Source organism: Streptomyces ossamyceticus (genome assembly GCF_001418475.1).
Taxonomy (GTDB): Bacteria; Actinomycetota; Actinomycetes; order Streptomycetales; family Streptomycetaceae; genus Streptomyces; species Streptomyces ossamyceticus.
Genome location: NZ_LIQX01000274.1, coordinates 1 through 14,007 on the forward strand (window position 1 = coordinate 1; position 14,007 = coordinate 14,007).

The 14,007-nt window shown below is 69.6% G+C and carries 15 protein-coding genes; 8 read left to right on the plus strand and 7 right to left on the minus strand.

All coding sequences use genetic code 11. The annotated features are described in order from the left end of the window. The coding region (locus AOK15_RS21205) for a S1 RNA-binding domain-containing protein (protein WP_420876937.1) at positions 1–701 on the plus strand (701 nt) is incomplete at its 5' end. Here AOK15_RS21205 and AOK15_RS21210 read toward each other — a convergent pair. Beyond that, on the minus strand, positions 688–1,266 hold the full coding sequence (locus AOK15_RS21210; RefSeq protein WP_055519235.1) for a TetR/AcrR family transcriptional regulator: 579 nt from the start codon (positions 1,264–1,266) through the stop codon (positions 688–690). The genes AOK15_RS21205 and AOK15_RS21210 overlap by 14 nt on opposite strands. Before the next feature lie 99 nt (positions 1,267–1,365). Beyond that, the gene (locus tag AOK15_RS21215; RefSeq protein WP_055519237.1) at positions 1,366–1,677 is read right to left on the minus strand and encodes a hypothetical protein; all 312 of its coding nucleotides are present in this window, start codon (positions 1,675–1,677) and stop codon (positions 1,366–1,368) included. A gap of 110 nt (positions 1,678–1,787) precedes the next feature. Here AOK15_RS21215 and AOK15_RS21220 point away from each other — a divergent pair, with 110 nt between their 5' ends. After that, positions 1,788–2,795, plus strand: coding sequence for a C40 family peptidase (locus AOK15_RS21220; protein WP_205632185.1), 1,008 nt, complete (start codon positions 1,788–1,790; stop codon positions 2,793–2,795). Positions 2,796–3,018: 223 nt separating this feature from the next. Further along, positions 3,019–3,741 carry a phosphatase PAP2 family protein gene (locus AOK15_RS21225; protein WP_055519240.1) on the plus strand — a complete coding sequence of 241 codons (723 nt, stop codon included), beginning with the start codon at positions 3,019–3,021 and terminating at the stop codon, positions 3,739–3,741. A gap of 94 nt (positions 3,742–3,835) precedes the next feature. Here the strand turns inward: AOK15_RS21225 and AOK15_RS21230 are convergent, their stop codons facing one another. After that, a complete protein-coding gene (locus tag AOK15_RS21230; protein WP_055519242.1) occupies positions 3,836–5,395 on the minus strand; it encodes an FAD-binding oxidoreductase in 1,560 nt (519 codons plus the stop codon). 588 nt (positions 5,396–5,983) lie between these two features. Here AOK15_RS21230 and pstS point away from each other — a divergent pair. From pstS to pstB, 4 genes are all read left to right on the plus strand, one after another. Continuing rightward, a complete protein-coding gene (gene pstS, locus AOK15_RS21235) occupies positions 5,984–7,111 on the plus strand; it encodes a phosphate ABC transporter substrate-binding protein PstS (RefSeq protein ID WP_055519244.1) in 1,128 nt (375 codons plus the stop codon). 138 nt (positions 7,112–7,249) lie between these two features. Continuing rightward, positions 7,250–8,257, plus strand: coding sequence for a phosphate ABC transporter permease subunit PstC (gene pstC / locus AOK15_RS21240; RefSeq protein WP_055519246.1), 1,008 nt, complete (start codon positions 7,250–7,252; stop codon positions 8,255–8,257). Beyond that, a complete protein-coding gene (gene pstA / locus AOK15_RS21245; protein ID WP_055519249.1) occupies positions 8,254–9,318 on the plus strand; it encodes a phosphate ABC transporter permease PstA in 1,065 nt (354 codons plus the stop codon). Before pstC ends, pstA begins: the two co-directional genes overlap by 4 nt. A 70-nt stretch (positions 9,319–9,388) precedes the next feature. Next, positions 9,389–10,165: a phosphate ABC transporter ATP-binding protein PstB gene (gene pstB, locus AOK15_RS21250; RefSeq protein WP_055519251.1), complete on the plus strand. Its 777-nt coding sequence runs from the start codon at positions 9,389–9,391 to the stop codon at positions 10,163–10,165. A gap of 157 nt (positions 10,166–10,322) precedes the next feature. Here the strand turns inward: pstB and AOK15_RS21255 are convergent, their stop codons facing one another. Further along, on the minus strand, positions 10,323–11,321 hold the full coding sequence (locus tag AOK15_RS21255; protein WP_055519252.1) for an inorganic phosphate transporter: 999 nt from the start codon (positions 11,319–11,321) through the stop codon (positions 10,323–10,325). Between the two features lie 7 nt (positions 11,322–11,328). Further along, positions 11,329–11,949 (minus strand): DUF47 domain-containing protein, encoded by a 621-nt coding sequence (locus AOK15_RS21260; RefSeq protein ID WP_055519254.1) that lies wholly within the window; start codon positions 11,947–11,949, stop codon positions 11,329–11,331. A gap of 188 nt (positions 11,950–12,137) precedes the next feature. Between AOK15_RS21260 and AOK15_RS21265 the strand changes: the two genes are divergently transcribed. After that, positions 12,138–12,503 (plus strand): metal-sensitive transcriptional regulator, encoded by a 366-nt coding sequence (locus AOK15_RS21265; RefSeq protein WP_055519257.1) that lies wholly within the window; start codon positions 12,138–12,140, stop codon positions 12,501–12,503. Positions 12,504–12,561: 58 nt separating this feature from the next. Here the strand turns inward: AOK15_RS21265 and AOK15_RS45705 are convergent, their stop codons facing one another. After that, positions 12,562–12,732: a hypothetical protein gene (locus AOK15_RS45705; RefSeq protein WP_167738840.1), complete on the minus strand. Its 171-nt coding sequence runs from the start codon at positions 12,730–12,732 to the stop codon at positions 12,562–12,564. 130 nt (positions 12,733–12,862) lie between these two features. Beyond that, the gene (locus AOK15_RS21270) at positions 12,863–13,687 is read right to left on the minus strand and encodes an SCO4651 family lipoprotein (protein WP_055519259.1); all 825 of its coding nucleotides are present in this window, start codon (positions 13,685–13,687) and stop codon (positions 12,863–12,865) included. Positions 13,688–14,007: the final 320 nt, after the last annotated feature.

A 14,007-nucleotide genomic window follows, 5' to 3' on the forward strand; every position in this document is an offset into this window, starting at 1 on the left:
CGTGGGGGCCGCGGGCGGAGGCGGACCTGGTTGTGGGGCGGCGGGTCACGGGTGAGGTGATCGGGGTCGATCCGGACCGGGGTGAGGTGCGGATGTCGACGGCGGCCACCCGACACCCGCTGCTCTGGCGGTTTCTGAGGGGGCTTCGGGCGGGGCGGGTGCTGAGCGGCACGGTCGCCTCGATCGAGAGCTTCGGCGTGTTCGTGGCGCTGGACGAGGGGCCGGCGCATCCGATCCACCCCGGCGTCGGGTTCGTCACCTTCCCTGAGCTCTCCTGGCGGTACTTCGAGGACCCCTCGGACGTCGTACGGGTCGGGGAGCGGGTGTCCGGCGCGTTCCTGTACTTCGACACCAGCAACGGCGAGGCGCGGCTGTCCTTGCGGGCGCTGCTGCCGGACCCGTTCCAGGAGTTCGCCGACGCGGTCGCGGTGGGGCAGGTGCTGCGCGGGCGGGTCACCAAGGCGGTCCCGTTCGGGGTGTTCGTGGAGGTCGCCGACGGGGTCCAGGGGCTCGTCCGGCCGGCCGGGCCCACGGCGGAGCGCCCGGCGGCTCCCGAGGGGCTCGGGGTGAAGGGGGAGGAGGTGACGGTGGCCGTCGTCGAGGTCGACCGGGAGCGGCGGACGCTACTGCTGTCCCGGGTGCGGGCGCCGGGCGAGCCGGACGGCGCACCCGGCTCCGGGCGGCCGTCTACTCGGCGATGACGACGCGTTCGACCGCGGCGGTCACCAGCTGCTCCCGCTCGGCCTCCGAGAAGACGTCGGGGAGGGTGAGCTGTTCGACGATCAGCCAGTTCAGGGTGAGCATGAGGAGTTTGACGGCCATGGCGTCGCCGGGGAGGCCGGACGCCTCGTGGTAGGCGACGTTGGCGTCGACGTCGGCGCGGACGCGTTCGGTGAGGACCTTGCGCAGCTCGGGGCGGCGGGTCGCCTCCAGACGGAGTTCGAGCAGTGCGAGGTAGCCGGTGCGGAAGGAGGCGATCCGGCCGACGAGTTCGCGCATCAGCTCCACGTACGTCTCCCGGTCGCGGCCGGCGGCCCGCTGGCGGGCGATGGTGGCCTCGTCGGGCTGGAGCCGCTCGTAGACGCGGGCGCCGGCCTGGGTGAGGAGGTCGTCGCGGTTGGCGAAGTAGTTGGACGCGGTGCCGCCCGGGACGGCGGCTTCGGCGTCCACCGCGCGGAAGGTGAGGCCGCGGGCGCCTTCCCTGGCCAGGACCTCGATCGCCGCGTCGACGAGGGCGGCGCGGCGCTGGTCGTTCCGTCTCACCATTCACACCACTCCATGCGTAGTACTACGTGTGGGACACTTCAGCAGAGTACTGCGCGGGAGTGGCGCGCCGCGCCCGCGGGCCACCGGGCTGCCGGCCTGCTAGTCGGTCGTGTCCGGCGCCTCGGCCGCGCCCGGCGTCCCGTCCGCCCCCGGGGTCGGCTCGAACCCCTGCACCCCCGCCACGAAATGGTCGAACTCCCCTGCCTGGACGCCCAGGACGAACGCGTCCCACTTGCGGCGGTTGGTGGTGACGACGACCTCGGGGGCGCTGGTCTCGCGGATGTAGACGGGGGCCTCCGGATCGTCCTCGCCGTCCCCCTCGCCGAAGGCCAGCTCGAACCAGGGGCCGGGGCCGGTGGCGTCCTCGGGGGCCGCGCGGATCCAGTCGAGATCCGGGGGGATGTCGGGCATGGCGGTTCTCCTTGTGGACGAAGGGGACGGAGTGCCCTGAGTGATCATTCCTAAGAAGGAGGGCCGCCTCTACACTTACCGTCGGCGGACTCGCGGGCGGTGAGGGGCGGTTGACGGTGCGTAAGGCATGGATCGTGGTGATCTCCGCTGTCGGCGCCGGACTCGCTTTCGTCATGGTGCTGGTCGTCGGTGTCTATCTGGTCGCCGGGAACCTCGCGAGCGGGGTCGGCGGAAAGGCCGTCGGGCTGGCCAAGGGTGCCGTTCCCGCGGCGTACCAGCCTCTCGTGCAGAAATGGGGCAATCTGTGCGACGCCATCAATCCGGCGTTGCTGGCGGCCCAGCTGTACCAGGAGAGCGGGTTCAACCCGAAGGCGCAGAGCCCCGCCGCGGCCCAGGGGATCGCGCAGTTCATTCCGGGGACGTGGGCGTCGCACGGGCTGGACGGTGACGGGGACGGCGACCGTGACGTCTGGGACCCGAATGACGCGATTCCGTCGGCCGCCTCGTACGACTGCAAGCTCGCCTCGTACGTGAAGGACGTACCCGGAGATCCGACCGCGAACATGCTCGCTTCCTACAACGCGGGCGCGTACGCCGTCATCAAGTACGGGGGCGTCCCGCCGTACAAGGAGACCCAGAACTACGTCAGGACGATCACGACGCTGTCGGAGAGCTTCGCCGCGCCCACGAGCCGTGTCGATCCGAGCGAGCAGGCGGCGGGCGCCATCGCGTACGCCCAGAAGAAGCTCGGCACGCTCTACCTCTGGGGCGGCAACGGCACCGCTGACCAGGGTGGACGCTTCGACTGCTCGGGGCTGACGAAGGCGGCGTACGCGAGTGTGGGGATCACGCTGCCCCGTGTCGCGAACGATCAGTACAACGCCGGGCCGCACCCCTCGCGGGAGGAGCTGCTGCCGGGTGATCTCGTCTTCTTCTCCGACGATCTCACCAACTCCCGCGCCATTCGGCACGTCGGGATTTATGTGGGGGGCGGATATATGATCAACGCCCCGCGGCCGGGCGCGGTCATCCGGTTCGACCCGATTGACACCCCCGACTACTTCGGGGCCACCCGGGTCACCGAAGATGGCGCGAAAGCGCTGCCCAAGACCGTCTGACGGGTCCGTAATTCTCCGTGAACCCCTGCCCTGAGCTGCGGCGACGCGTCTCTCTTCGATAACGTCTGAGTGATCATTCAGTGGAGGGTGGAACGCATTGGAGAGAAGTGTGCGTTCCTATTTGACGTAGCGCGTTGACGCCTACGGACACCACGGGGGTGGCAACAGCGCGGCGCACGTACGGGTGCGGTCGCGAGAACGATGACGAAAGGGCCGCAGCACGATGGCTGGACTCGCCGCGCATGCCGCACTTGCCGCTGATTCCGGATCCAATCCCGACGTCGAGCTGCTCTACGACATCAATGGCCTGGCCAAGGACGCCCCGACCTGGCTCGACCGGGTCATGGAGTTCGTCGGCGAGTACGGCCTGCTGTTCGCCATGGTGCTGCTGATCCTGTGGTGCTGGTGGGGCGTGCGCAAGCGCGGTGGCGAGGACGCGGCCTCGTCCGTGGCCGCGCTGGCGTGGGCGCCGCTGGCCGCCGGTATCGCCGTACTGATCAACGTGCCGATACGGGGGTTCGTCGAGCGGCCCAGGCCCTTCCTCGACCACGAGGGGCTGGAGGTGCTCGTCTCCGGCAAGACCGACTACTCCTTCGTGAGCGATCACGCGACCCTGATCATGGCGATGGCGGTCGGACTCTTCGTCGCCAACCGGAAGTTCGGCCTGATCGGCCTCGTCATCGGCCTCCTCGGCGGTTTCATCCGGGTCTACATGGGCGTGCACTACCCGACCGACGTGATCGGCGGCTTCGCGCTCGGCACCGCGGTCGCCCTGCTCCTCTCGCCGCTCGCCATGGCGCTGCTGACGCCGCTGATGAAGGCCATCGAGCGGTCGCCCCGCGTGGGGTGGCTCGTCCGGGCGCGCGGGCGTGACGGTCAGCGCGCGGTGATCCCGGGCGCGCGGGTCGAGACGTCCTCCACGGAGGAGCGGGACCTGGCTGCGTAGCCGCGACCGCCGGCCCGACACGGCCGAACGGCCCCCTCACCGCGTGCCGGTGAGGGGGCCGTCGTCATGGGGCCGCCGCGGGCCCCGGTGAGCGCTACAGGGCCTGCGGGAAGGTGAAGAAGCGCTTGGGGTCGTACTTCTTCTTCAGGGTGGTCAGCCGGCCGGCCGCGTCCCCGTAGTACGCCTTCCTCCAGTCCGTGAGGGTGGGGTCGGTGTAGTTCTGGTAGGCGGCGCCGGAGGCGTGGCGGGACATCGACTTGTGGGCGCCGTCCAGCCAGGACTGGGCGGCCGTGCCGGAGGTGCCGGGCTTCCAGGAGACGAGGTACTGGGCCAGCATCCGCGAGCGGCGGTGGACGAAGGCCGTCGCCGTCGGCGAGACGCGGTTCACCTGGCCGCCGAGCGCGGTGAGGGCGATGCTGCCCGCGCCGCCCTTCACTCCGGTGATCCGGGTCAGCAGGGTCTGGATGCCCGCCGAGGAGATCGAGCGGTCGAAGAAGTCCGAGCGGGCGGCGTACGTCTCACGCCCCAGCCTGCCCTTGGGCGAGCGGCCGGGCGTCGTGCCGGGCAGATGGCACTGGGCGTCCTCGGCGAAGGACCCGCAGCCCGCGTAGCCCTCCATGGCGTCCTCGTACGTACGGCGCTTGAGGGAGACGCTGCGGGCCGGGGCGCCCACCCGGTCGGCGAGCCGGTCGACGGCGTTCTGGAGCTCGCCGTAGGTGCCGAGGGAGAAGGCGGCGACGGAGACGGTCGGGTTGCCGCCGGCCGACTTCGCGATGTGGCACGACGACCAGATCTCGTCGGCCTGGGCGGGCCCCCACTCCTGCCACGCCTTCAGGACGGCGGCGGCCCTGGACCAGGGCCAGGTGAGGTACGCGGTGACGCCGGGAGGGGCCGCGTGGGTCTTGAAGCGGAGTTCGGTGACCACGCCGAAGTTGCCGTTGCCGGCGCCGCGCAGGGCCCAGAAGAGGTCCTGGTTGGTGGTGGCGTTCGCCACGAGCTGCTTGCCGTCCGCGGTGATGAGGGTGGCCTGGGTGAGGCTGTCGCAGGTCAGGCCGTAGGCGCGGGACGTCACCCCGTGGCCGCCGCCGAGGGTGAGGCCGGAGACGCCGACGGTGGGGCAGGAGCCGGCGGGGATGGTGACGCCCTTGGCGGCGAGCGCGCGGTAGACGTCGATGAGCTTCGCGCCGGCGCCGATCACGGCCTCGCCGCCGGAGGCGCCGACCTTGTTGAGCTTGGAGACGTCGACTATCAGCCGGCCGTTGCCGGAGGACCAGCCGGCGTAGGAGTGGCCGCCGTTGCGTATCGCGACCTTGAGGTCGTGGGCCCTGGCGTAGGCGAGGGTGGTGCGGATGTCGTCGGGGTGGGCGACATAGGCGACGGCGGTGGGCTTCAGGGTGTCGAATCGGGTGTTGTAGAGCTGACGGGCCGTCGTCCACGCCTTGTCGCCGGGGCGGACGAGCGGCCCGTCGAGGTCGCGGGCGAGGGCGGCCCAGTTGACCGCCGTGGGCTTCGAGCCCGCGCCGTGGGCCGTCGTCCGCAGGGAGGCGTTCGTGGCCGTGGCCGAGGCGTCGGAGCCGCCTGTGGAGCTGCAGGCCGAGGTGGTCAGTGCGGTGAGTGCGGCCGCACCGCCGCCGATGAACGTACGCCGTTCCATGTGCGCCTCCCAGTGCGCCGCGAGTTGGGGTCGTGAGACGAGACGGGGGTTGGTGGGGGTGGGGTTCCCTCCGCCGCCGCGCGCCTTCGGGTGCCTGCCGGATCGGGGACGTCCATGAGCTCGGGTTCCCGAAGTCGTCGCGCGTGTGCGGGCGCCTGCTGGTTTCCCGCGCGGTTCCCCGAGCCCTCTGCCCAGTCCGGGTGGACGTGTCTGGTATGCGTGGAGTTTCCTTTTATTGAGGATTTCTCCACCTGCGAATTGCATAGATGCCGATCGACCCCGCACCGCAGGGTGTCAGTGCGCGTGGGTGTTCGGTCCAGAGGGGGGTGGCCGCCGTAAGCATTCCGTTACCTCACCGCACTGTCGGCAGGGGTTCACTCGCCGTTCACTTCCGTCCATCGGCGGCTTCACCTGATCTGCCTAATTTCGGCCTTACCCGGTGCGGGATGGGGCCGAGAACGCGGCCCCGCCTCCCGTGACGACAGCAGCCTGAGGGACGACGGTGCCCGCAAGATGCACTCCTGAGGCTGATACGACGACTTCGCACGCCGCCATGTGGACGGCGGCTCCTGGAAGGAACCCCCGAAAGTGAAGCTTCAGCGCAAGAACCGGCTGCGCGCCCTTTCTCTCGGTGCTGTCGCCGTCACCGGCGCCCTGACCCTGACGGCTTGTGGGTCGGACGACACGGGCGGCAGCAACGCGGGCGGCAGCACGGCGCCGGCCAACAGCAAGATCGACTGCGGCGACGCCAAGGGCCAGCTGCTGGCTGACGGCTCTTCCGCGCAGAAGAACGCCATCGACGCCTGGGTCAAGCAGTACACGGCCTCCTGCAAGAGCGTCCAGATCAACTACAAGGGCAGCGGTTCGGGCGCCGGTATCACCGCGTTCACCCAGGGCCAGGTCGCCTTCGCCGGTTCCGACTCCGCGCTGAAGCCGGAAGAGGTCACCGCCTCCAAGGAGGTCTGCAAGGGCGGTCAGGGCATCGACCTGCCGATGGTCGGCGGCCCGATCGCGGTCGGCTACAACGTCCCGGGCGTCGACGGCCTGGTCCTGGACGCCAAGACCCTCGCCCTGATCTTCGACAGCAAGATCACCAACTGGAACGACAAGGCCATCGCGGCGCTGAACCCCGACGCGAAGCTGCCCGACCTCAAGATCCAGCCGTACCACCGCTCGGACGAGTCCGGCACCACGGACAACTTCACCAAGTACCTGATCGCCGCCGCTCCCGACCAGTGGAAGTACGAGGGCGGCAAGGCGTGGCAGGCCAAGGGCGGCCAGTCCGCGCAGGGCTCCTCCGGTGTCGCGCAGGGCGTGAAGGAGACCAAGGGCGCCATCTCCTACATGGAGCTCTCCTACGCCAAGGACGGCATGAGCACGGTCGACATCAAGACCGGCGCCACCGAGCCGGTCAAGGCGACCGTCGAGAACGCCACCAAGGCCATCTCCGAGGCCCAGGTCGTGGGCACCGGCAAGGACCTCGCGCTGAAGCTGAACTACACGCCGACCGCCGAGGGCGCCTACCCGATCACCCTCGTCACCTACGAGATCGTCTGTGACAAGGGCAACAAGGCGGACACCCTGCCCGCCACCAAGTCCTTCCTCACCTACATCGCCTCCGAGGACGGTCAGGGCCTGCTCGCCGACGCCGGCTACGCCCCGATGCCCGAGGAGATCATCACCAAGGTCCGCAGCACCATCTCGGGCCTGAGCTGACCTGAGTGCGGCCCAGCCCCCACCGGGACTGGGCCGCACCGTCCGGTGCACCGCCGCCAGGAGCCGTTCCGCCACCGCGGACGGCTCCGCCCCGAGTCGCCGTCCGCACGACGACGGCTCCGCAGACCGGAGAACCTGATGGACATATCCACGACCAAAGACACTCCACTCCCCTCCACACCGCCGCCGCCCGCCGCGGAGGAGAAGCGCGCCGCCCGCGGCGCCACCCGCCCCGGCGACCGGATCTTCCTCGGCCTCTCCCGCGGCTCCGGCATCTTCCTGCTGGCGATCATGGCGGCCATCGCCGTGTTCCTCAGCTACCGCGCCGTGCTCGCGATCGGCAAGGACGAGGGCAACTTCTTCACCACCTTCGAGTGGAACCCCACCGGCAACCCGCCGGTCTTCGGTATCGCGGTGCTGGCCTTCGGCACCATCGTGTCGTCGATCATCGCGATGGCCATCGCGGTCCCGGTCGCCGTCGGTATCGCCCTGTTCATCACGCACTACGCCCCCCGCAGGCTGGGCGGCCCCATCGCGTACGTGGTCGACCTGCTCGCCGCCGTGCCGTCCATCGTGTACGGCCTCTGGGGCGCCCTCGTGCTCGTCCCGCAACTCGACGGCCTCTACGGCTGGCTGAACGACTACCTCGGCTGGACCGGCGTCTTCGAATGGCAGGGCGGCGCGCCCCGTTCGATGCTCACCGTCGGCATCCTGCTCGCGATCATGATCCTGCCGATCATCACCAACGTGAGCCGCGAGGTCTTCCGCCAGGTCCCCCAGATGCACGAGGAGGCCGCGCTGGCCCTCGGCGCCACCCGCTGGGAGGTCATCCGCATGGCCGTCCTGCCCTTCGGGCGCTCCGGTGTCATCTCCGCCTCGATGCTCGGCCTCGGCCGCGCCCTCGGCGAGACGATGGCCGTCGCGATGGTCCTGTCCTCCAGCTTCGAGATCAACCTCAGCCTGCTCGACCCGGGTGGCGGCACCTTCGCCCAGAACATCGCCAGCAAGTTCAGCGAGGCCACCGAGATGGGCCGGGACGCGCTCATCGCCTCCGGTCTGGTCCTGTTCGTCATCACCCTGCTGGTCAACGGCGCGGCCCGCCTGATCATCGCCCGCCGCAAGGAGTTCTCGGGGGCCAACGCATGAGCAACGCAACTCTCTCCGACCGGCGCCCCAGCACCCTGCGCGCCGCGTCCCTGCCCAAGTGGTTCTCCTGGGCGGTCGCCGCCGCCTCCGTCGCCCTGGGCCTCGGCGTCTCCGCCGCCCTGGGCCTGGAGAGCTCCATCCAGTGGGCACTGATCGCGGGCGTCCTCTTCGTCGCCGGGACGTTCGGCATCGCCGCCCGCGTCGAGGGCAAGCGACAGGCCAAGGACCGGGTCGCGACCAGCGTCGTCTGGGTCGCGTTCCTCCTCGCCGTCATCCCGCTGGCCTCCCTCGTCTGGGAGACCGTCAGCCGCGGTGTGAAGGTCCTCGACACCTACTTCCTCACGCACTCGATGGGCGTGGTCGCCGACACCGAGCCCGGCGGCGGCATCTACCACGCCATCCTCGGCACCCTGGAGCAGGTCGGTCTCGCCACCCTGATCTCCGTGCCGATCGGTGTGCTGACCGCGATCTACCTGGTCGAGTACGGCCGCGGCAAGCTCGCCAAGGCCGTCACCTTCTTCGTCGACGTCATGACGGGTGTCCCGTCGATCGTCGCGGGCCTGTTCATCCTCAGTACCTGGATCCTGATCCTGGACATGGGCCCCTCCGGTTTCGCCGGCGCGATGGCGCTGACCATCCTGATGCTGCCGGTCGTCGTCCGCTCCACCGAGGAGATGCTCAAGCTCGTCCCGAACGAGCTGCGCGAGGCCTCGCTGGCGCTGGGCGTGCCGAAGTGGCGCACGATCCTCAAGGTGGTGCTCCCGACCGCGATCGGCGGTATCACGACGGGTGTGATGCTCGCGGTCGCCCGTATCGCCGGTGAGACCGCCCCGGTCCTGCTGCTGGTGTGGGGTTCGAACTTCATCAACTCGAACCCCTTCTCCGACCCGCAGGCGTCACTGCCGATGTACATCTACCTGCAGTACGCCAACAGCGGCGGCTCCGGAGCGGCGTACGACCGTGCGTGGGCGGCGGCCCTGACACTCATCGCCTTCATCATGATCCTGAACCTGGCGGCCCGCGGCATCGCCCGCTGGAAGGCTCCCAAGACCGGTCGCTGACGCGGCCATACAGCGACCAGTTCCCCAGCGAATTCCCCGCGAATTCCTCGCGAAAGAAGCAGTGATTCACATGGCCAAGCGAATCGACGTCAGCGGCCTCAACGCCTATTACGGTTCCTTCCGGGCCATCGAGGACATCTCGATGACCGTCGAGCCCCGCACCGTGACGGCCTTCATCGGCCCCTCCGGCTGCGGCAAGTCCACCTTCCTGCGCACCCTGAACCGGATGCACGAGGTCACGCCGGGTGGCCGCGTCGAGGGCAAGGTCATGCTCGACGACGAGGACCTGTACGGCGCCGGGGTCGACCCGGTGTCGGTGCGGCGTGAGGTCGGCATGGTGTTCCAGCGCCCCAACCCGTTCCCGACGATGTCGATCTACGACAACGTGGCGGCCGGTCTGAAGCTCGTCGGCGGCAAGAAGAAGTCCGAGATGGACGACGTCGTCGAGAAGTCCCTCAAGGGCGCCAACCTCTGGAACGAGGTCAAGGACCGCCTGGGCAAGCCGGGCTCCGGGCTCTCCGGCGGTCAGCAGCAGCGGCTCTGCATCGCCCGGGCGATCGCGGTCGAGCCGAACGTGCTGCTCATGGACGAGCCCTGCTCGGCCCTGGACCCGATCTCCACGCTCGCCATCGAGGACCTCATCGGTGAGCTGAAGGAACGGTTCACGATCGTCATCGTGACGCACAACATGCAGCAGGCGGCCCGTGTCTCGGACCGTACGGCGTTCTTCAACCTGGCGGCCGTCGGGCAGCCGGGCAAGCTGATCGAGATCGACGACACCGAGCGGATCTTCTCCAACCCGTCGGTGCAGGCCACGGAGGACTACATCTCCGGCCGCTTCGGCTAGGCCGCCGGCTCGGCCGGAGGGAGCCGTCGTCCCGGCTTCCGTCCGGCCTCGGGAACCCCTCGTGGTGCTGCATGGCGGTGCCGCCACGAGGTAGGTAAAGGGCCCGTCCCCCAACTCCCGGGGGACGGGCCCGCGCCCTTTTCCGACGGTGTTCCCGTCAGAGGAACGCCAGGTTCACTATCCAGAAGCTGGCCGCGGCGACGACGGCGGCCGCCGGCATGGTGATGAACCAGCCGAGGACGATGTTCTTGGCGACGCCCCAGCGGACCGCGTTCACCCGCTTGGTGGCGCCGACACCCATGATCGCCGAGGTGATGATGTGGGTCGTCGAGATGGGGGCCTTGAAGATGAAGGCCGTGATGAACATGATCGACGCGCCGGTGGTCTCCGCGGCGAAGCCCTGCGGCGGGTCCAGTTCGATGATCTTGCGGCCCAGGGTGCGCATGATGCGCCAGCCGCCCGCGTACGTGCCGAGGGACAGCATGACGGCACAGACGATCTTCACCCAGATCGGGATCGGGTCGCCGTAGTCCTCGACGTCCGCGATGACCAGGGCCATCACCACGATGCCCATCGTCTTCTGGGCGTCCTGGAGACCGTGGCCGAGGGCCATGCCGGCCGCCGACACGGTCTGCGCGATACGGAAGCCGTGCTTGGCCTTGTGCGGGTTGGCCCGGCGGAAGATCCACATGATCGCCGCCATCACCAGGTAGCCGACGACCAGGCCGACCACCGGGGAGACGAACATCGGGATGACGACCTTCTCCAGGACGCCGGACCAGTAGACCGTCGTTCCGCCCGCGAGGGCCGCGCCCACCATGCCGCCGAACAGCGCGTGGCTGGAGGAGGACGGCAGGCCGAAGTACCAGGTGACGAGGTTCCAGGTGATCGCGCCGACGAGGGCGGCGAAGAGGATGCCCATCCCCTTCGAGCCCTCCGGCGTGGAGATCAGCCCCTCGCTGACGGTCTTGGCGACCCCGCTGCCCAGGAAGGCGCCCACGAGGTTCATGACCGCGGCCATGGCGAGGGCCGCGCGTGGGGTGAGTGCCCGGGTCGAGACCGAGGTCGCGATCGCGTTCGCGGAGTCGTGGAAGCCGTTGGTGTACGTGAAGAAGAGCGCGACCCCGATGGTCACGACCAGAGCGAAGGTGTCCATGAAGGGCTCAGGACTCCTTGACCGCGATGGTCTCCACCGTGTTGGCCACGTGCTCGAAGGCGTCCGCCGCCTCCTCCAGCACATCCACGATCTGCTTGAGCTTCAGGACCTCGATGGCGTCGTACTTGCCGCTGAAGAGATGGGCGAGCAGCTTGCGGTGGATCTGGTCCGCCTGGTTCTCCAGCCGGTTCACCTCGATCCAGTACTCGGTGAGGTTGTCCATGGTGCGGAGGTTGGGCATCGCCTCGGCCGTCAGTTCGGCCGCGCGTGCCAGGACCTCGATCTGCTGCTCGACGCCCTTCGGGAGGTCCTCGACGCTGTAGAGGACGACCAGGTCGACGGCCTCCTCCATGAAGTCCATGATGTCGTCGAGGGACGACGCGAGGGAGTAGATGTCCTCGCGGTCGAACGGTGTGATGAACGAGGAGTTCAGCTGGTGGAAGATCGCATGGGTGGCGTCGTCACCGGCGTGCTCGGCTGCCCGCATGCGCTCCGCGATCTCGGCCCGGGCAGACGTGTCCGCCCCGAGCAGTTCCATGAGGAGCTTCGAGCCTGTGACGATGTTGTCCGCGGAGGCGGCGAACATGTCGTAGAAGCTCGTCTCCCTGGGGGTCAGACGAAAGCGCACAAGGGGTCCTCGGGGTGCATCGGTTTCGGTCAGGGTGATGCTAAGTGCATCATCCGGCCACGGCTAATGGGCCGTCCCCCAGTGTCGCCCATCAGGCAACGGCGTCGACAGGGGGGCTGCCCGGAGGCCATATACCCGCCAAAGTTCGTTACGATATACCCAGTAGGGGTATATGTCTGGAGGACGCGATGACGACCACCGGGGCCGGCGCGGAAGCGCCCTCCGTCGCGGACGCCGTGGAGCCGCCTGTCGTGACCGACCACGACCATGGAATCCATGGGTATCACCAGCAGAAGGGCGAGCATCTCAAGCGGCTGAGGCGCATCGAGGGTCAGATCCGAGGGCTCCAGCGGATGGTCGACGAGGACGTCTACTGCATCGACATACTCACGCAGGTCTCCGCCTCCACCAAGGCCCTGCAGTCCTTCGCGCTGCAACTGCTGGAGGAACACCTGCGGCACTGCGTCGCCGACGCGGCCCTCAAGGGGGGTGCCGAGGTCGACGCGAAGGTGGAGGAGGCCACGAAGGCCATCGGCCGGCTGCTGCGGACCTGAGCGCCGCCCGGCCGTCCGGTGATCGAGTTTCGGCCACCGTCGTCTGCTCGGGGGAGGGCTACGGGGCGTCCTGGGCGCGCTCTTCCCCCACGCGGAGGACTTCGTCGATGCGGTCGGGGCTGAGGCGGTCCCCGTCGGTGGCCGAGGCGGCGATGATCAGTTCACCGCAGAGCTCGATCTCGGCGAGGGCCACGTGGTCATGGACCGCCGTACCGCCTGCCGGAGCCACGCGCATCACCTCTTCTCCGCCGTCACCGACTTCCTAGGGTAGGCAGCGGCCCACAGGCCGCGCATGGCACCAACGGGCCATTTCCGGCCCCGCACTTTCCCCGAGGGCGTGCCCCGGACCGCCGGGGGCCCTAGTCCTCCGCGATCTTCCCCGCGTAGATGTCCTCCGGTCGCGGCAGCCGTACCGTGACGTGGACGCCGAAGTCGTACAGCAGGGTCGTCGAGGCGACGGCCACCGAGTCCTGCTGTCGGCCGTTGACGAAGCTGAACCGGTGGCGGACCTTGCGGATCCGGCCCTCGTCGTCGAGGTACGCGTCGAAGGGGACCGTGGCGGTGGCGAACCCACGGGCCGCGGCGCGCAGTGGGGCCCGGTTGCCCGCGGAGGCGGCGCGGGAGGCGGCGGTGAGGTCGGCGGTGCCGCGGTAGTGGCTCACGGGGGTGCCGTCGATCTCGGCCCGCCCGACGTAGGTCGCGGAGCGGGCGCCGCGCAGCACCTCGGCGGCGGCGAGCGGGTCGGTGGCGCCGCCGGTGACCAGGTTGCCGTCGGAGAGGGTGCCGGTGTCGACGCGGACCCATTTGTCGGCGGGGACACCCGCGCCCCGGTTCTTCATGAACAGCGCGCCGGGGGTGAGGAGTTCGGTGATGGGGTGGTGCTCGCTGGTGCCGGCCGGGTCCTGCGGCAGCAGCACCTTCAGCCGGCCGAGCTGTCTGCCGTAGTCGTAGACGCCCTCGCCGTGGATGGTGACGCGGGTGCCGCCCGTCGCCATCTCCATCTCCGTACGGGTCTTGGAACTGCCCGCGCGGACGAGGGTGGGGGCGGCGCGGTGGAGGAGGTCGACGGGGTCGGAGGCGGCGGGGTCGTCGCCGGGGGCGCCGGGTGCGCAGCCCAGGGGAGAGACGAGGAGTCCCGCCGCGACGACCACCGAGCCCGCCCTGCTGTGCCGCCGCGTCACCATCGCCCGCAAACCCCCGTGCCGGTCCGTACCGGGTCCTCCTGCCGTTCGGTTAACGACGGGTAGGGGCGGTCGTCACGCGGGTGCCTCCGCCACGTGCGGGGACGCGAGTTGGTGAGACGTTCACCTGCCTTGGGTAACGTCACCGTGTGGCACAGCACGACGAGGCGGTATTACCGCAGGAGCACCGCACGACGACCGTCGAACAGGGCCGTTTCTGCGTGGCCCGCTGCGTCTGCGGATGGCGCGGCCCGGCGCGCAGGGCCCGCAGTCTGGCCCGGACCGACGCCGAGGGGCACGCCGCCGCGGGGTGAGGGGCGTGC